General features: G+C 65.9%; 17 protein-coding genes. 1 reads left to right on the plus strand and 16 read right to left on the minus strand.

Annotated elements, in window-relative coordinates; translation table 11 throughout:
* Positions 1–21 precede the first annotated feature (21 nt).
* From ABIB26_RS13570 to ABIB26_RS13645, 16 genes are all read right to left on the minus strand, one after another.
* The gene (locus tag ABIB26_RS13570) at positions 22–1,563 is read right to left on the minus strand and encodes an FAD-dependent oxidoreductase (RefSeq protein ID WP_354243885.1); all 1,542 of its coding nucleotides are present in this window, start codon (positions 1,561–1,563) and stop codon (positions 22–24) included.
* Positions 1,560–1,877, minus strand: coding sequence for a (2Fe-2S)-binding protein (locus ABIB26_RS13575; RefSeq protein ID WP_354243888.1), 318 nt, complete (start codon positions 1,875–1,877; stop codon positions 1,560–1,562). Before ABIB26_RS13575 ends, ABIB26_RS13570 begins: the two co-directional genes overlap by 4 nt.
* Entirely contained in the window at positions 1,874–3,058 is a 1,185-nt protein-coding gene (locus ABIB26_RS13580; RefSeq protein ID WP_354243891.1) for an NAD(P)/FAD-dependent oxidoreductase, read from the minus strand. The genes ABIB26_RS13575 and ABIB26_RS13580 overlap by 4 nt, the downstream gene beginning before the upstream one ends.
* A complete protein-coding gene (locus ABIB26_RS13585) occupies positions 3,055–3,783 on the minus strand; it encodes a GntR family transcriptional regulator (RefSeq protein ID WP_354243894.1) in 729 nt (242 codons plus the stop codon). The genes ABIB26_RS13580 and ABIB26_RS13585 overlap by 4 nt, the downstream gene beginning before the upstream one ends.
* The gene (locus tag ABIB26_RS13590) at positions 3,780–4,724 is read right to left on the minus strand and encodes an ornithine cyclodeaminase family protein (RefSeq protein ID WP_354243897.1); all 945 of its coding nucleotides are present in this window, start codon (positions 4,722–4,724) and stop codon (positions 3,780–3,782) included. Before ABIB26_RS13590 ends, ABIB26_RS13585 begins: the two co-directional genes overlap by 4 nt.
* The gene (locus ABIB26_RS13595; protein ID WP_354243899.1) at positions 4,721–5,722 is read right to left on the minus strand and encodes a proline racemase family protein; all 1,002 of its coding nucleotides are present in this window, start codon (positions 5,720–5,722) and stop codon (positions 4,721–4,723) included. Before ABIB26_RS13595 ends, ABIB26_RS13590 begins: the two co-directional genes overlap by 4 nt.
* 92 nt (positions 5,723–5,814) lie before the next feature.
* Complete coding sequence (locus ABIB26_RS13600) at positions 5,815–6,720, minus strand: dihydrodipicolinate synthase family protein (protein WP_354243902.1); 906 nt, start codon at positions 6,718–6,720, stop codon at positions 5,815–5,817.
* 145 nt (positions 6,721–6,865) lie between these two features.
* The gene (locus tag ABIB26_RS13605; RefSeq protein WP_354243905.1) at positions 6,866–7,738 is read right to left on the minus strand and encodes a substrate-binding periplasmic protein; all 873 of its coding nucleotides are present in this window, start codon (positions 7,736–7,738) and stop codon (positions 6,866–6,868) included.
* Positions 7,739–7,801: 63 nt separating this feature from the next.
* A complete protein-coding gene (locus tag ABIB26_RS13610; protein WP_354243907.1) occupies positions 7,802–8,455 on the minus strand; it encodes an amino acid ABC transporter permease in 654 nt (217 codons plus the stop codon).
* A complete protein-coding gene (locus ABIB26_RS13615; protein ID WP_354243909.1) occupies positions 8,452–9,096 on the minus strand; it encodes an amino acid ABC transporter permease in 645 nt (214 codons plus the stop codon). The genes ABIB26_RS13610 and ABIB26_RS13615 overlap by 4 nt, the downstream gene beginning before the upstream one ends.
* A gap of 1 nt (position 9,097) precedes the next feature.
* A complete protein-coding gene (locus ABIB26_RS13620; protein WP_354243912.1) occupies positions 9,098–9,883 on the minus strand; it encodes an amino acid ABC transporter ATP-binding protein in 786 nt (261 codons plus the stop codon).
* A 189-nt stretch (positions 9,884–10,072) separates the two neighbouring features.
* Entirely contained in the window at positions 10,073–10,480 is a 408-nt protein-coding gene (locus ABIB26_RS13625; protein ID WP_354243914.1) for a RidA family protein, read from the minus strand.
* A gap of 51 nt (positions 10,481–10,531) precedes the next feature.
* A complete protein-coding gene (locus ABIB26_RS13630; RefSeq protein ID WP_354244127.1) occupies positions 10,532–11,296 on the minus strand; it encodes an amino acid ABC transporter ATP-binding protein in 765 nt (254 codons plus the stop codon).
* Complete coding sequence (locus ABIB26_RS13635) at positions 11,296–12,231, minus strand: amino acid ABC transporter permease (RefSeq protein ID WP_354243917.1); 936 nt, start codon at positions 12,229–12,231, stop codon at positions 11,296–11,298. Before ABIB26_RS13635 ends, ABIB26_RS13630 begins: the two co-directional genes overlap by 1 nt.
* A gap of 12 nt (positions 12,232–12,243) precedes the next feature.
* Entirely contained in the window at positions 12,244–13,203 is a 960-nt protein-coding gene (locus ABIB26_RS13640) for an ABC transporter substrate-binding protein (RefSeq protein ID WP_354243919.1), read from the minus strand.
* Positions 13,203–14,516, minus strand: a complete 1,314-nt coding sequence (locus ABIB26_RS13645) for an alpha-hydroxy acid oxidase (RefSeq protein WP_354243920.1) — start codon at positions 14,514–14,516, stop codon at positions 13,203–13,205. The genes ABIB26_RS13640 and ABIB26_RS13645 overlap by 1 nt, the downstream gene beginning before the upstream one ends.
* 207 nt (positions 14,517–14,723) lie before the next feature.
* Between ABIB26_RS13645 and ABIB26_RS13650 the strand changes: the two genes are divergently transcribed.
* Positions 14,724–16,325: a PucR family transcriptional regulator gene (locus ABIB26_RS13650; protein WP_354243923.1), complete on the plus strand. Its 1,602-nt coding sequence runs from the start codon at positions 14,724–14,726 to the stop codon at positions 16,323–16,325.
* Positions 16,326–16,378 lie beyond the last annotated feature (53 nt).

The following is a 16,378-nucleotide window of genomic DNA, read 5'->3' on the forward strand; positions in this document are numbered from 1 at the left end:
ACGGGGTCAGCGGTACGGGGTTCAGCTGGCTGCAATGTCGAGGGAGGCGAGTTCGCCGATGCTGACGGGCGCGCCGAGCGGTCTCTTGGCTGAGTCGTTCAGGGACTGGGCGGAGGCTGAAGCGCCCGGCCCGGCGGCCAGGCAGGCTGCTGCGAAACCGCAGACCCTGCCCTGGCACCAGCCCATGCCGGCACGGGTGAAGGATTTCAGGCTGCGGCTGTCGCGAGCCTCAAGCGTTTCCCGGGCCTCGGTGAGCTGGCCGGCCGTGACCTCCTCGCACCTGCACACGGTGGTGTCGGGTGTGAGCCATTCCTGCCAAGCGGCGGGCACCGGGTGGGCCCGGTGCATGGCCTCGGCGAAGCGCCGATGCCGTGCGGCGCGGGACGGTGCGGCGCGGGTCGGTGCGGCGCGGGACGGTTCGGCGTAGGCCCCCGCGCCGGGCTCCCGGGCTGCCGCCGCGCCTGCCGTGAGACCCTCAATTACGGCCAGGGATGCCCCTCCGACGCCGGTGATTTCCCCCGCCAGGAACAGGCCGGGGATGCTGGACTCCTGGCGCTCATCGACGATGCCGACAAGGGAGCCGTCGGCGTCGAGCCTGGTATCGGCCCCGAGGGCTACGGGCAGTTCCATCTGGGGGGTGAAGCCCCAGCCAAAGCCGACCACATCGACGTCGTCGTAGACGCGTTCGGTGCCCGGACGGACCCTGCCGTCGGCATCGACCTTGGCCGTCCGCACGCCTGATGCACGGTCCTGGCCGAGGATCTCGGTGACGATGCTGCGGGTGCGGTACGGGATCCGGTGCCGGGCGAACACTGCTGCGTACTCGGCCCCTTCAAGGGCCTTCTCGGGAACTCCGGCGGCCGCGCGCAGATGCGGCAGCCATGCTGTCGGGGAGGAGGACTCGAACACAGCAAGGACGTGTCCGCCGGCTTCCGCGATTCCGGCCGCCACCGGGAGCAGGAACGGGCCGGTGCCGGCGACGACGAATCTGCGACCTGGCAGTGTTCCGTTTCCTTTCAGGAAGGCCTGGATGCCTCCGGCGGCCATGACCCCGGGCAGCTCCCAGCCGGGGACCGGCAGCTGCCGGTCGTAGCCTCCCGGGCACAGCACGAGACGGCGCGCGACGACGGTCCGCCCGGCGCCAGGGCCCGCTGGGGCGTTGCCGGCGCCAGGGCCCGCTGGGGCGTTGCCGGCGGCGTTTTCGGATCTTGCCCCGGCCACCGTTGGTGTCGTGCGCAGGGTGAAGCCGGCGTCGTTCTTCTCCGGCATCCAGACCTGGAGGCCGGGAAGGTAGGTGATTTGCCCACGGCGGCGCGCCGCATCGAAGCGGGCACGGAGGTCAACGTAATGGCGCCAGCCATGGTGCCCGGCACCGTCCGGCTCCGGCACTACGGTCTCGGGGCGATGGCGCCAGAACTGCCCGCCCGGCTGGGCGCCGGCGTCCACAACTGCGACCAGGGCCCCTGCCTCGGCGGCCGCGACGGCCGCGGCCAGGCCGGCGGGTCCGGCGCCCACGACGGCTACGTCAGCCTTTACGAGGCTGCCAACCTCGCCGGGGCTCACGGCCGGCCTCCCTCGGCATGAGGGTACGAGCCGTCAATCTGCATGCCATCGCTTACTTCAACGAGGCACGCGCGCTGGTTGGCCGCGCCGTTGGCGGTGACGAGGCAGTCGAAGCACACGCCGATTCCGCAGAATAACCCGCGAGGCCTCTCTCCCTTGCGCGTGCTCCGCCAGGCGGTGATGCCATGGGCCGCCAGGGCGGCGCCGACGCTCTGGCCGGGTGCAGCCTTGAGCGGGCGGCCGTCGAAGCGGAGGGTCAGTTCATCGGTGGACCCGCCGGGCGTCTCTGCCGCGCCGTGTGCCTGGGTGCTCATGCGGTAGCCTCCTGGTGATGTGTCGGGGTGGGATCAGCCGCCAAGCCGAAGCGGGCCGGCGCGAAGGGGGAAAGGTCCAGATCCGGGGACTGGCCGGCCAGGGCCTGGGCCAGAAGCTTGCCGGTTCCGGCGGACAGGCCGATGCCGGCGCCCTCGTGCCCGGCGGCGTGCCATAGCCCCGGGGCGCGCTCATCGTGTCCGATCACCGGCAGGTGGTCCGGGCAGTATGGGCGGAAGCCGTGGTAGTGGCGGATGGCCTTGACGTCCTCAAGAAAAGGGAAGAGGGCGGTCGCGTTGCGGGCAAGCAGGCGCAGTGCGCTGGTGCTCACCGAGCGGTCAAAGCCCACGCGCTCCCGCGTCGAGCCGATCAGGATGGTTCCTCCGGGGGTGCTCTCAACCACCGGCGAGGCCTGCAGCCCGGCGTCTGAACTGCCGACGTTTTCGATGTATTCCGCCGCGTAGACCTTGTGGTGGACCATCGGCGGGAGCGGCTCGGTGACCAAGACGAAGCCCCGTCTGGGCAGGACCGGTACGTTGACGCCGGCCAGTGCGGCGAGTTCGCCCGCCCAGGTGCCGGTGCAGTTCACGACGGCGCCGGCGGAGAAATCCCCTCGAGGGGTCCGCACACCGGTCACGCGGTCGCCGCTGCGCAGGAAACCCGTCACGGGCGTCTCGGCCAAGAAGCGGGCCCCCGCCTCGGCTGCGAGTCGGACCAGGTGCGCCGCGACGAGCATCGGCTGGACCTGGCAGTCCTCAGGGTAGCTGGCCCCACCAAGGGCCTCGGGGGAAATATGCGGCTCTGCTTCCCGGAGCGCGTCCCGGTCGAGCTCCTCGACGGCGACGCCGTAACCGGTCTGGACGGCCATGACGCGGTGAAGGGAAGCGAGGCTGCTCTCTCTGGAGGCCACGATGATCCCGCCCTTGGACTCAAATTCCCACAGCTTCTTGTGTTCGCTGAGGTCTCCGTGCCATACCCCCAAGGAGTAGCGTGTCAGTTCGAGTTCGGGTCCCAGTTCCTTATCCGAGACCAGAATGTTCCCCTCGCCTGCGGAGGATGTGCCGCTGGCCGGCAGGCCCTTGTCCAGGACTGTGACGGTCAGGCCCTGCTGCGCGGCGAAGTACGCGGTGGCCGCACCGACCACTCCGGCGCCAATGACGAGTACGTCGCTGGCTGCGTTCATGGCTGTTGCTCCTGGTCTGGTTTTTCGTGCTCGCCGGTGGCCCAGAGGCCGCGGGCGTGGCCGATGTGGCGGCGCATGAGCTCGCGTGCCGCCGGTCCGTCGCCGGATTCAATGAGGTTGAGCAACTCGTGGTGTTCTTGGGCCGAGTCGGCCAGGCGGTCGCTCTCGCTCAGCGTTTTGAGACCGTACATCCGGGTGCGTGCGCGAAGACTGGTCGCGAGCTCAACGAGTTGGTTGTTGCCGGTGTAGCGCAGAAGCTCGGCGTGGAAATCGCGGTCGGCGGCCAGGTATGAGGCCAGGTCCCCCTCACGCGCTGCGTTGACGATGGCGTCTGCCATCGAGCGAAGTGTGGTGATGCCTGCGGGCGGGACGGTCCCGGCAATGTCGGCCATCACGGGAGGCTCAAGGAGCAGCCGGATCTCCGAGAGCTCGTCGAGCTCACGGTCGCTCATGCTGGTGATGCGGAATCCCTTGTTCTTCATCGTCTCGACCAGGCCTTCGCGGGTCAGGTCCATCATGGCTTCCCGCACGGGCGTGGCCGAGACGCCGAAGGCCGCGGCCAGGGCGGGCGCCGAGTACAGGGTGCCTTCCTTGAGCGTGCCGGCGATGATGGCGGTGCGCAGAGACTCTGTGACGGATTCGCGCAGGCTGTACTGGCGGCCGAGCGGTGCTATCGGGAGTTCGTTGTTGACTGACACGGTGAGAACTCCTTGTGCGGTCTTCATGGTTTGGTGCCTCCTTCATACACCACGGCGGCCGTGACGAGGTCTTCCCATGCCATGCCAACACCGGCGTACAGGCAGGGGCGGCCGGGCGTGCGATTGAACCGTCCGGTGACCAGGTCTTGAAGGTTGGCGGGACGGATCTCTTCCCACTCCGGGACGGTTCGGGCCGGGATAAGGTCCCCGGCCTCGCGCCAGGCCGAGGCGCGTCCCTCCACGACGACGTCGCTGCGGCGCACGAGTGCGGCGTCAACCTCGCGCGCGTCAAGTCCGTGCTGGCCCACCGCGGCGACCACGGCTCCGGGGGCCACCAGGTTGCCGTCGAAGAGCGGAGTGCGCGAGGAGGTCGCGCAGAGCACGATGTCCGCGTCGGGCACCTCTGCGACGGTTCCCGGGCGGAGCTCGATGTCCTCGGTGGCCAGCTGCGCGATGAGCGTCCGCACGCGCTCGGGGCGCTGGCCGACGACTGAAAACTTTGCCTCGGGGATGACCGCGTGCGCCGCGCGAACGTGGTTGAGTGCCTGGGTTCCGGCGCCGAACACGAGCACCCGGGGAGCCGCGGGGGCGCCGCCGGGCGCTGCGCCCAGGATGTGTTTTATGGCCAGGAGCGTGGTGGCAGGCGTGCGGACTGCGGTGAGTTCGTTGCCGTCCATCACGGCCAGCGGCGCCAGGGTGCCGGAGTCGACGAGGACATAGACGCCTTGGATCTTCTCCAGTCCGCGCGCGGGGTTGCCCGGGGCAACGGTGAGGGCCTTGATGCCGCTGTAGCTGTGGCCGACCGCCGGCATGAGGAGAAACTCCCCGCCCGGGGCCGGGCTGAAGAGCCTCGGACTGTCCTCCTCCGGATTCACGCCGTTCCGGAGGGCGCGCTCCAGGGCCGCGATCGCCGTCGTCCACGGGGCGGCCGTGCGAACGGCCGCCGCATCAAAGTAGGGAAGGCTCACAGCAGAAACCCCGAGGGGAAAGGATCGGTGGGATCGAGGAAGTACTGCGCCGTGCCGGTCAGCCATGCACTGCCTGTCACTGTTGGGACAACGGCCGGCCGGCCGGCCACCTCGGTCTCCTCGATCAGCCTGCCGGTGAAGCGCGAACCGATGTAGGACTCGTTGACGAAGTCGGCGCCCAGGGCAAGCTCGCCGCGGGCGTGCAGTTGAGCCATTCTGGCGCTGGTGCCGGTGCCGCATGGTGAGCGGTCGAACCAGCCGGGATGGATGGCCATGGCGTGGCGGGAGTGCTCGGCGGTGGAGCCTGGGGCCTTGAGGTAGACGTGGTGGCAGCCACGGATGTCGGCGCGCTCGGGGTGCACGGGCTCGTCCGCGGCGTTAACAGCGTCCATGATCGCGAGGCCGGCCTTGAGGATGTCATCCTTGCGCGAGCGCTCAAAGGGCAGTCCCAGGCTCTCGAGGTCTACGATCGCGTAGAAGTTCCCGCCGAAGGCCAGGTCATAGGCGACGGTGCCGAAGCCGGGGACTTCCACCGTGGCATCGAGCCGGTCCACGAAGGAGGGGACGTTGCGCAGCGTGACCGACGCCGCCCTCCCGTCCTCGACGGATACTTCGGCGATCACCAGGCCGGCCGGCGTGTCCAGCCGCACCGTCGTGACCGGCTCGACCACCTCGACCATTCCGGTCTCCACCAGCACGGTCGCGACGCCGATGGTGCCGTGCCCGCACATGGGCAGGAGCCCGGACACTTCAATGAAGAGGACGCCGAAGTCCGCATCCGGCCGTGTGGGCGGTTGGAGGATTGCCCCGCTCATGGAAGCGTGGCCGCGCGGTTCGGTCATGAGGAGGGTGCGGATCCAATCGCTGTGCTCCATGAACCACAGGCGGCGCTCCGCCATGGTGGCGCCGGGGATCGTCCCGATGCCGCCCGTGATGACGCGCGTGGGCATGCCCTCGGTATGCGAGTCCACGGCGTGGAAAATGCGGTTGGTTCTCATCGGGTACTCCTTCTTCTTTTTCATCGACTGCTCCGGAAGTGCCCTTTTGGAGGCGCATAAGGGCACTTACGGAGCAATCGATGGTTGGTAGGTTACTTGTAGCCCTTGGCGAGGGCCGCCTCGGTGTCGCGGACGACGGCGTCGCGCACCGCTGCGCTGAGCGGTCCGCGCGGCGGGCGGCAGACGCCACCGCGCAGGCCCACGACGTCCATGGACAGCTTGATGGCCTGGACGAATTCGGTCTTGCTGTCCCAACGCAGCAGGGAGTGCAGATCACGGTAGATCTCACGGGCGCGCTCCAGATCCGAGACGTCGCCCGAGGTGGAGAGCCGGTAGAGCTCGAGGGTGGACTCCGGAATTGCGTTGGGGTAGCCGGACACCCAGCCGACGGCTCCGGCCAGGCCCATCTCGACTACGGTGTCGTCGGTGCCGATGAGCAGATCGACCTCGGGGGCCAGCTCCTTGATTTCGTAGGCGCGGCGCACATCGCCGGTGAATTCCTTGACGCCGACAATGAGGCCTTCGCCGTGAAGGCGGGCAATGAGCTGCGGGGTCAGGTCCACCTTGGTGTCGATGGGGTTGTTGTATGCCACGATGGGCAGCCCGACGGCGGCAGCGCGGCGGTAGTGTTCCACCACCTCGTCGTCGTTGGCCCGGTAGGCGTTCGGAGGGAGCAGCATCAGTGCGCTGGCTCCGGCCTCGGCGGCCTGCTCCGCCCACTTCAGCGTCTGCAGCCCCCCGTAGGCGCCCACTCCTGCCATGACGGTGAAGCCCTCGGGCGCCGCCTCGACCGCCGTCGTGATGACGCGGGCGCGCTCTTCATCGCTCAGGGTCTGGTATTCGCCCAGGGAGCCGTTGGGGGCCACGCCGTCGCAGCCTGCATTGGCCAGGAACCGGACGTGCTCGGCATAGGCGTCGTAGTCGACGCTCAGGTCGTCCTGGAACGGGAGTGCTGTCGCGACGAGTACGCCGTGCCAGGGCTTGCGGGATTCTGTCATGATGATGTCCTTTCGTGGGGCACACGCGGCGCCGTCATTGCGTTGCCGTGAGATGCCTCACAGCCTAATTTACCATGTGACATTGCACAGGTGGTCTAAATATGGTGCCGGGCCGAAGCCCGGCACTCTGGGTCGGTCGTTGGGGTCAGCTTGCGGGAACGACGTACTGCTTCGAGGCAACCTTCCCGAGCCCCTCGGACAGGCCGGCGTCGGTCAGGAGCTTGGTGATGGTCCCATCCCCGCGCTGTGCGGTGATGCCGGCGTCGAGCGCTTCGCGCAGGCTATTGTTGCCCTTGGTCATCGGGAAAGCGGCCTCGGGTGCGTTGGCGATTGCCCCGACCCGAGGGTCCGGCTTCTCGTTCGCGAGCGCCACCTTGACGCCGGCGACATCCTTGAACTGGAGCACCTGCACACCATAGGCGTCGACGTCCGCGTCGAGGCGGCCGGCGTCGAAGTCGGCCTTGAGCTCAACACTGCTCGGGTAGGTGACAAGCTTGTCGCCCAGAATCTTCTTGAGGTCTTCAACCCACAAGTAGCCGTCGATCGTGCCCACCTTGTTCATCTTCTCAAGGTCCGTGACGGTGGTGGCGCCGGTCTTCGAGGTGATGCCCATGCCGTCCAGATATGTGGAGGCGGAGAAGTCAACGGCCTTGAGGCGCTTCTCGGTTGCGTCGATCGTGCCGACTGCCAGGTCGATGTTGGCACCGGAAATGGACTGCACGGCATCCGCGTAGGTGGCCTGTTGGTAGGCCGGTTCGAGGCACTCGTCCTTGGCGATCTTGTTGACGATTGCGATGTCGATGCCGTTGGGCTTGCCGCTGTTGTAGCTGCTGAACGGCGGGATATCGATGACGCCCACCGTGAGCTTGCCCGGGGCGACGGTCTGGATTCCCGAATGCTGGGGTGTGCACGACGATGTGCTCGCATTCGTGGATCCGCCGCACGCCGTTAGTGCGAGGCCGACGGTGATCGCGGTGGCAGTCAGGATGCCGGCGCTCTTGAGGGGGTGCGTTTTCATGATTTCTCCTGGGTGTGTTGGGGATGGTGCTGAGTAAGTGGGGTGGAACGTGGGGTGGAACGGTCAGGTGTGGCGGCCCATGCGCTTCTCGAAGAAGACGGTGATCCACGTGGCCGGCATCGAGATGACGGCGTAGCAGAGGCCAGCGAGGGTGAAGATTTGCAGGTAGTTGAAGTCCTGGCTGCCGATGTTGTAGGCCGTCTTCATCAATTCGGGGACGGCGATGCCGTAAGCGAGCGACGTGCCTTGGAATACCTGGATTGCGACGCCCATCAGTCCGGGGATCGCCGAGCGCATGCCTTGCGGCATAATGACCCGGAAGAAGGTGTCGCGTTGCGACAGGCCCAGGGCGTTGGAGGCCTCCCGCTGTCCGCGGGCCACGGACCGGAGGCCTGCTCGCATGATCTCGCTCGAGTACGCGGCCGAGTTCCAGGTGAGGGCGAGGCATGCTGCTGTGATGCTCTCGAATGCGATCCCGAACTTCGGCAGGCCGTAGTAGAAGAGGTAGAGGATCACCAGGGCCGGTGCGCCGCGGCCGATCTCGACGACGGCGAGTCCGAGAGTGCGGACGGCCAGGTTCTTGGCGGTCACCATGAGGCTGAGGCCCAGACCCAGCGGATAGCCGAAGAGGATTGAGATGCCTGCGATGAGGAGGCTGACGCCGAGGCCGGACATCATCTGCGGGAGGTAGCCCACCCATTCTGTAAGCCAAGTCATGCGTAGATGGCCTTCCTCATGCGGGAGTCGAGTCGACGGGACAGATAGGCGACCGGCAGGCTAAGCACGATGTAGAGGACGCCCACGATGATGTAGGGCAGGATCCCCTCGACCGTGGGGTGCTGGCGTGCGAAGGCCTGGGACTGGAACACCATCTCGGTGACGATGATCGTGGAGGCGATCGAGGAGTCCTTGAGCAGGCCGGTCAGGTAGGTGGCGATGGACGGGGATACGATGCGGAAAGCCTGCGGGGCCTGCACACCGAAGAACGCGGCCGCCGGGGCCAGCCCCAGGGCGTGTGACGCCTCGCCCTGACCGCGGGGGACAGACTGCAGACCGCCGCGAAGAATCTCGGCCAGGTAGGCCACGGAGACAATACCGAGGCCGACGATGGCCGCGCTGACCGGGTTGAACTTGAAGGTTCCGATCTGGATGCCGAACTTGAGCAGGAACAGCCACACGATGATGGGCACTCCCCGGACAAGATCAACGAAGAGCCGGCAGGCCAGCCTCACCGGCAAATTCGATGATGACAGTCCGATGGCGAGGGGAACGGCACCGACCATGCCGATGGCGAATGCCGACAGCGTCAGCCCCAGGGTCATGGGCAGCCCCTGCAGGACGGCGGAGAGCGCATCCATGTCAGCGCTCCAGCACGGCGCGCAGGAAGCGGCGGGTTCGGGCCTCCTGGGGATCGCTCATGATGGCCCGCGGGTCGCCTTGCTCGATGATCTTGCAGTCGGCCATCACCACAAGCGTGTCCGAGACGTCACGGGCGAACTGCATCTCGTGGGTTACAACGATCATCGTCATCCCGTCTGCTGCCAGTTCGCGCATCACGGCCAGGACTTCAAGCCCCACCTCGGGGTCCAGGGCTGAAGTCGGTTCATCGAAGAGCATGATGCCCGGGTCCAGGGCCAGTGCCCGCGCGATGGCAATGCGCTGCTGCTGGCCTCCGGAGCACCGGCCAGGATGCTCGCCCGCTTTCTCCTTCAGGCCCACCCGCTCAAGCAACTGCATCGAACGCTCATCGGCTTCCTCCTTGCTGCGGCCAAGAACCTTCTGCTGCGGAAAGCTGATGTTCTTCAGCGCGGACATGTGCGGAAAAAGGTTGAAGGACTGAAAAACCATGCCGACCGTGCGCCGCAGCGCGGCAAGGTCCCGGGCATTGACGTCGTTACCCGGCTGAATGGTGTGTTCGCCCACCTGGATGGTGCCGGAGTCAGGCCGCTCCAGGAGGTTGATGCACCGAAGGAATGTGCTCTTGCCGGCGCCGGAGGGGCCAATGAGCGCCGTTACCGTCCCGGGCTCGACGTGCAGGGACACATCGTCAAGGACGACGTGGTCGCCAAAACGCTTTGAGATGTTGTCCAGCTTGATGCCGGTACGGGGGGCGAGCTTGCCGTTCGCGATTTCTGAAAGGGTCATAGCGATCTTCCATGTGTGGACTAGGTAAACACGGTCCCTGTGGGCCGTGTCACATCATATGTGCAATGGTACATAACACTGTCCGGCTTGGGAAGACTTTTATTTAGCTGCGGGCGCTGTAGCCGCTCCCACCTGACACGGCCCCGTCTGATGCTTGGCACTGCATCAGACGGCGCCGTGGTCGAGCGATCATTCCTCCGCGGAGTTCCCGAGAGGCTCGGGTATGGCTGCGACGGCGTCGATTTCGATGAGGAAGTCGCCCAGGAACGAACCTACGGTTGTTCGTGCCGGGTAGGGGGCTTCGACGAATTCTTCGTAGGTGGCGTTGAAGCCTGCGAAGTCCCGGCCGGGGTGGTGCAGGTGCACCGTTGCTTTGACGACGTGGGAGAAGTCCAGTCCGTGTGCGTTCAGGACGGCAGCCAGGTTTTTCATGGCCTGTACTGTCTGCTCCTCGATGGTGGTACCGACGGTGTCTCCGGTGATGGGCTGGTGCGGTGTCTGGCCTGCGGTGAAGAGGAAGCCGTTGGCGGCGATGGCCTGGGAGTAGGGGCCGGCAGGGCTGGGAGCGAGGTCTGTGCTTACCTGCTGTCGAGGCATTGAGCTGTCCTTTCTTGTGGCCGGCCCAATGGCCGGCCTGGGTTGGTGACGTCAGAGGACCTTTGATAGAAAGGCTTGTGTTCGTTCGTGTTGCGGTGAGCCAAGCACGTCGGCCGGGGCTCCGCTTTCGACGACGACCCCCTGGTCCATGAAGACCACCTGGTCGCTGACCTGGCGGGCGAAGCCGAGTTCGTGGGTGACTACCACCATGGTCATCCCGGCCTCGGCCAGGGACTTCATGACGTCGAGGACTTCGCCGACGAGTTCGGGATCGAGCGCGGACGTGGGTTCGTCGAAGAGCATGAGCTTGGGTTTCATGGCCAGTGCGCGCGCAATGGCGATCCGCTGTTGCTGCCCGCCGGAGAGCTCCTGGGGGTATGAGTGTCCCCGGTTCCCGAGTCCGACGCGGTCCAGCAGGGTCTGCGCTTCTTCGGTGACGTCGTTCCGGGGACGGCCAAGGACATGGACGGGCGCTTCGACGATGTTCTCCAGCACGGTCATGTGCGGGAACAGGTTGAAGCGTTGGAAGACCATTCCTGCGGTCAGTCGTGAGCGTGCTGTCTGCCGCTCTTTCATTTCGAACAGCCGGCCGTTGCGCTCGGCGTAGCCGACCATCTGTTCGTCCACGTACAGGCGTCCGGCGTCGACCTTTTCCAGGTGGTTGATGCACCGCAGGAAGGTCGTCTTCCCGGAACCGGACGGGCCGATCAGGCAGGTCACCGAGCCGCGTTCGACCCTCAGATCAATGCCCTTGAGGATTTCCGTTGAGCCGAAGCTCTTGCGGACTCCCTGGGCTTCCACCATGGCGGTGTTCATCATGCTGTCCTTGTCTTTGCGGGGCTCTTCGCGCGGCGGGCCGGCCGCGGCGATACGTCGAAGCCGCGGCCATAGCGCCGTTCAAGTTTGGTTTGGAAGAAGCTCAGGATGGTTGTCATCAGCAGGTACCAGAGGCTGGCGACAATAAGCAGCGGGATCGTTTGGTAGTTGTTGGAGTAAATAATCTGGGCCGAGTAGAGCAGGTCCGAGATCGCCAGCACACTGACCAGGGCCGTGCCCTTGAGCATGGAAATGACCTGGTTGCCGGTCGGCGGAAGGACCACTCGCATCGCTTGGGGAAGGATGACCCGGCGCATAAGCTGGCTGCCGTTCATCCCCACGGCCCGGGCGGCGTCGTACTGGCCCTTGTCCACCGATCCGATGCCGCCGCGAATAATCTCGGCCATGTAGGCGGCCTCGTTCAGGGACAGCCCCAGCAGCGCGGCGCCAAGGGGCGTGATGAGCACATTGGCCGATCCCAGGACCAGCGAGGGGCCGCCGAGGGGAAGACCGAAGGCGATCACCGGATACAGGGCGGCAATGTTGTACCAAAAAATCAGCTGCACGAGCAGCGGTGTGCCCCGGAAGAACCAGATGTAGCCCCGGCTGATGGTGCTCAGGATCGGGTTGGCCGTGTGCCGCATGACGGCCAGGACCGTACCCAGTGCGATGCCGACGCTCATGGACACCACGGTCAGGAGGATGGTCAGCCCGGCCCCCGCGATGATCTGCGGGGAGAAGAGATAGGAGACGACGACGTCCCAGTGGTACCGCTGGTTCACGGCCACGTCCCACGCGGCGCTGAGCGCGACCAGGATGAGGACGACGGCGGTCGCCAGCCGGAGCGGGTGCCTGAGCGGCACCACCGGGATGGAGTCGCCCGGCCCCGCCGGCGTGTCCTGACGGGTGTCGGGGAGGGAGTGTTGTTGCTGCACGGTTGTCACCTCCTATTGGGCGAAATTGACGCGGGCGTCGGTGATGGCGCTGGACTCGAGGCCGTACTTCCCGAGGACCTTGAGGTAGGAGTCGCTCTGGATGACACCGGAGAGCGCAGCGGAGACGGACTTGACCAGGCCGGAGTCCTTGGGCATGCCCACACCGACCGGCGTGAAGTCATATTTTGCGGCGATCTCGATCTGGGGGTTCTGCGTGGCAGCGAAGTTCAGAATCGGTGAATCCGCCAGTACGGCGTCCAGCCGCCCGCTGCTCAGGGCGGAGATTGCCTGCCGCGTGTCCTGGAACTCGCTTCTCTGGATCGAGTCCTTGCCGGCCGCGGTGCACGCCTTGTCGTAGTCGGGGACGTTGACCGTGAGCTGGTAGGACCCGGTCAGGAGGCCCACCTTCCGGCCGCACAAGGCGTGCTGATCAGTGATCCCCTGCGGGTTCCCCTGAGCCACCGCAATGGAATTGCCCATTTGCATGTAGTCAACGAAATCCAGGACCTCCATGCGCTTTTCCGTTGGGGTCATCGAGGAGACGGTCATGTCGTACCGGCCCGCCGCAATCCCGGGGATGATGGAGTCGAAATTGGCCACCTGGATCTCCAAGTTCACGCCCAGGGCCTGGCCGAGGAGGCGGGCGATGTCCGGGTTGGTCCCCGTCATGTCCTGGGTGCCTTCACGGTAGAACTGTGTCGGCGGCTCGTTGGTGGGGATGGCAACGCGCAGGATTTTTGTTGATTTGATCGATTCCGGGAGCAACGCGGCGGCGGCATCGTTGACCGCGAGGGCTGGGACCCCGGTGCCGGACCCGGCGGAGTCTCCCGACGGCGTCGACTGCGTTGATTGTGAGGATGCGGTGCTTGGCGCGCAGGCGGTGGCCGCCAGCAGGAGTGCCGCCGTGGCCATGACGGCAGGGATGCCGCGTTGAATGAGCTTCATGGGAGCGGTTGCGGTGGGGGTTTTCATCAGGGGGTCCTCAGATCGGAGTAGGCCAGCTGGGCAGCGGGAAATTTGGCAGGGGGGATTTCGGGGGGAAGGGTGCGGGTGAAGGCCTCGCTGCGGTGCCGGATCAGGTCCCGGCCCTCGTCACGCAACTCCTGGATCGTGGATACTCCGAGCAGCATCATGGTGCGCGTCATTTCCGCTGCCAGCAGCTTCAGGACATGGGCAACGCCTGCCTGGCTCGCGGCGGCAAGGCCGTAGAGGTAGGGGCGGCCGATCGAGCAGGCGTCGGCGCCGAGGGCGAGGGCCTTGACGATGTCCGAGCCGCGGCGGATGCCGCCGTCGACGATGATTTCAAGCCGGCCGGCGGTCATCTCGACTATTTCGGGAAGTACGTCCAGGGCCGAGGCCATGTGGTCCAGCTGCCTGCCGCCGTGGTTGCTGACCTGGACGGCATCGATGCCGATGTCGGCCGCCATGCCGGCGTCCCTGGGGTTGACGACGCCCTTGAGGATGATGGGACCGTTCCACCGCGCCCTCAGGTCCCGGATGTCGTCCCAGTCCGTTGGTTCGTAGGACCCCGCCAGCAGGGTCCGCCACATGTCAGGGGTGCTGGAGAGCGGGCCTTCAGGAATTTCGGCGTCCAGGTTCGGGAATGCGATCGCATCGTTCGCCAGGAATCCAAGAGCCCACCGGGGGTGCAGTGCCCCTTCAATGACGGTCTTGGGCTTGATTGACGGCGGCGCGGTGAATCCGTTGCGGTAGTCGCGCTCCCGGTGACCAATGGCCCGGCAGTCGACGTTGACCAGGAGCGCTTCGTAGCCTGCGTTCGAGACCCGGTCCAGGACAGCCTGCAGGAGGCCTTTGTCCGCAGTGGGCTCGAGGTTGAACCATCGCCGCAGCCCGGGAGCGGCGGCGCTGACGTGCTCCATGGTGGTGGTGCTCAGGTGTGCCAGCCCGTAGGGAATGCCGGCTTCAAGGGCCGCGCGGGCCACGGCAGTCTCGCCGTCGGGGTGGAACAACCTGGTGCCGCCGGTTGGGGACAAGGTCAGCGGCATCGCAACCTTGGCGCCCAGGAGGGTTGAGCTGAGGTCCAGGTGCTCCACCGATCCCCACTTCGGGAGGAAGGCCCAGTCATCAAAGGACGACTGGTTGCGCCGCAGGGAGACCTCGTCCTCGCCGCCGCCCTCGATGTAGTCGAACACGCTTCCGGGAAGGCGCTTGGCGGCCATTTTCCTCATGTCCTCAACGCTGTAGCAACGCCGCGACAGCCGCTCCGGCACTGACCGGGCAGGCCCGTGCACCGTGGCCAGTGACTTGATGTCTTTGATTCTCATTACGGGGTCCTCTATTTCCTGGGTGGAAACCTCGATCAACTTCGTCCCTCAATGGTGACGAAGATCTCACCCCCTCTATATGTTGATTCCTCCAAAAGATTCGATTTTTACCTGTGATATCGTCCACATATGGATTCAGGGGAACAGCCTGTTGCAGAGCCCGACCAGAACGCTGCGGTGGTGCGGTTGTCGGACTGCATCCAGCTCATGCAGGCCGATCTGGTGCACGCCAATCCGGCTCCGGACAACCTCGCGCATCCCGTCTCGGACGTCCTCATGTATGACCCCATGGACGAATGGACCAGCATCGAGGACCGGATCATCCTGGCTGTCGGGCTGAGCTGCGGCTCGCCGGATTTTGACCAGCTGCTGCACCGGGCTTCGAACAGCAACGCGGCCGCGGTGATCGTCAAGGCCCACGGGACGTCCCTGGAGCAGCTGCGCTCCGCCGCGGTCCGCCACAGCCTCGCGGTGCTCGTCGCGCCCGACAACACGGATTGGACGCGGCTCGTGGCACTGGCCAGGGCGTCCGTCATGGGTGCGGCCGCGGATTCCGTTTCAGGGGTCCGGCTCGGGGATCTCTACGCATTCGCCAACGCTGCCGCTTCCATCACCAATGGCGCGGCCAGCATCGTCGATCCGCTCGGACGGGTGCTTGGCTATTCGACCCTGCCGGGCCAGCCCATCGACGAATTGCGCCGCGTCACCACCCTCTCCCTGCAAGAGATCAAGCCGCCGGCATTCGATGCGGATTTCAAGATCGTCTATGCGTCCGCGCGTGCGGTGCTGATCCCCGCGGCAGACGAAGAGCTGGCCAGGCTGGCCCTTGCCGTGAGGGCCGGCGGTGAACTGCTTGGCTCGATCTGGATCATCGACCCCGGCGACGACAATCGGGAAGCGGCGCTGGAGGCGCTCAACAGGATGGCGCCACTGGCGGGTCTGCACATGCTCCATGCCCGATCGGCGTCCGATTTTGGCGAACGCCGGAACGGGGACTTGATCCGCACGCTCATGGACGACACCGTCCACGCATCTTTTGCGGCCGCCCAGCTCGGGCTTGATGCAGACCATGGGCTCGCGGTCGCGGCATTTTCGATCGTCCGCCCCGAGACCGGGAGCTTGGAGTCGGTGCGTGAAATCCATCGACTGCTGCACCTTGTCACGACCGTTTGTAACATCCAGTTCAAAACGAGCCACAGTGCCCTCATTGGCTCGGTTGTCTATGCCCTCCTGCCCTGCGAGGGAACCGGCCCCAGGGCCGTGCATCGGCGCGTGGTCCAGGAAATTGGGGCGTACGCCCACACGATCAGCTCCTACCCGATCATCGCCGCCGTTGGAGGCATAGCGCCCCGGGTGGAGGACCTACCCCGATCCAGAGCTGAAGCGCTGCAAACACTGCAATACCTGTTCCACCGGCACTCGGCAATGCCGGGCGATGGTGGCGGGCGGGTCTCCGCCACCGGGCTTTTCGAGGACCACCGGATCCCGCTGAACCTCTTGAAAATTGGGGCATTCATCGATGTCAACGGGTTTGCCGATCTCGACGACATCGCCAAGATCCAGGCCCACGATGCCGAACAGCAAACCGACTATCTGGAAACCCTGCGGGCCTACCTGACGTCGAACGGAAATATCTCCACGATGGCGGCACGTCTCCATGTGCACAACAACACCGTCCGTTATCGGGTGGGACGCCTGGCCAAGGACTTTGACCTCGATCTGGACGACCCGCAGCAGCGGCTCTGGCTCTGGCTGCGCCTGACAACCATGGATCTCACACCTCAGGCAAAACCAACCATGCCGAAGTAGCAGCAGAACACGGCAATTGAGGAACTTGGGCGGGGCGGCCGTCCCGGACGTCC

It is taken from the genome of Arthrobacter sp. UYEF20, assembly GCF_040546335.1.
Lineage (GTDB): Bacteria > Actinomycetota > Actinomycetes > Actinomycetales > Micrococcaceae > Arthrobacter.

What these genes read in the sequence shown, in the direction of transcription:
- ABIB26_RS13575 (WP_354243888.1), bottom strand. Translation starts at nt 1,877, where the DNA reads ATGAGCACCCAGGCACACGGCGCGGCAGAGACGCCCGGCGGGTCCACC.
- ABIB26_RS13580 (WP_354243891.1), bottom strand. Translation starts at nt 3,058, where the DNA reads ATGAACGCAGCCAGCGACGTACTCGTCATTGGCGCCGGAGTGGTCGGT.
- ABIB26_RS13585 (WP_354243894.1), bottom strand. Translation starts at nt 3,783, where the DNA reads ATGAAGACCGCACAAGGAGTTCTCACCGTGTCAGTCAACAACGAACTC.
- ABIB26_RS13595 (WP_354243899.1), bottom strand. Translation starts at nt 5,722, where the DNA reads ATGAGAACCAACCGCATTTTCCACGCCGTGGACTCGCATACCGAGGGC.
- ABIB26_RS13600 (WP_354243902.1), bottom strand. Translation starts at nt 6,720, where the DNA reads ATGACAGAATCCCGCAAGCCCTGGCACGGCGTACTCGTCGCGACAGCA.
- ABIB26_RS13605 (WP_354243905.1), bottom strand. Translation starts at nt 7,738, where the DNA reads ATGAAAACGCACCCCCTCAAGAGCGCCGGCATCCTGACTGCCACCGCG.
- ABIB26_RS13610 (WP_354243907.1), bottom strand. Translation starts at nt 8,455, where the DNA reads ATGACTTGGCTTACAGAATGGGTGGGCTACCTCCCGCAGATGATGTCC.
- ABIB26_RS13615 (WP_354243909.1), bottom strand. Translation starts at nt 9,096, where the DNA reads ATGGATGCGCTCTCCGCCGTCCTGCAGGGGCTGCCCATGACCCTGGGG.
- ABIB26_RS13620 (WP_354243912.1), bottom strand. Translation starts at nt 9,883, where the DNA reads ATGACCCTTTCAGAAATCGCGAACGGCAAGCTCGCCCCCCGTACCGGC.
- ABIB26_RS13625 (WP_354243914.1), bottom strand. Translation starts at nt 10,480, where the DNA reads ATGCCTCGACAGCAGGTAAGCACAGACCTCGCTCCCAGCCCTGCCGGC.
- ABIB26_RS13630 (WP_354244127.1), bottom strand. Translation starts at nt 11,296, where the DNA reads ATGAACACCGCCATGGTGGAAGCCCAGGGAGTCCGCAAGAGCTTCGGC.
- ABIB26_RS13640 (WP_354243919.1), bottom strand. Translation starts at nt 13,203, where the DNA reads ATGAAAACCCCCACCGCAACCGCTCCCATGAAGCTCATTCAACGCGGC.
- ABIB26_RS13645 (WP_354243920.1), bottom strand. Translation starts at nt 14,516, where the DNA reads ATGAGAATCAAAGACATCAAGTCACTGGCCACGGTGCACGGGCCTGCC.
- ABIB26_RS13650 (WP_354243923.1), top strand. Translation starts at nt 14,724, where the DNA reads ATGCAGGCCGATCTGGTGCACGCCAATCCGGCTCCGGACAACCTCGCG.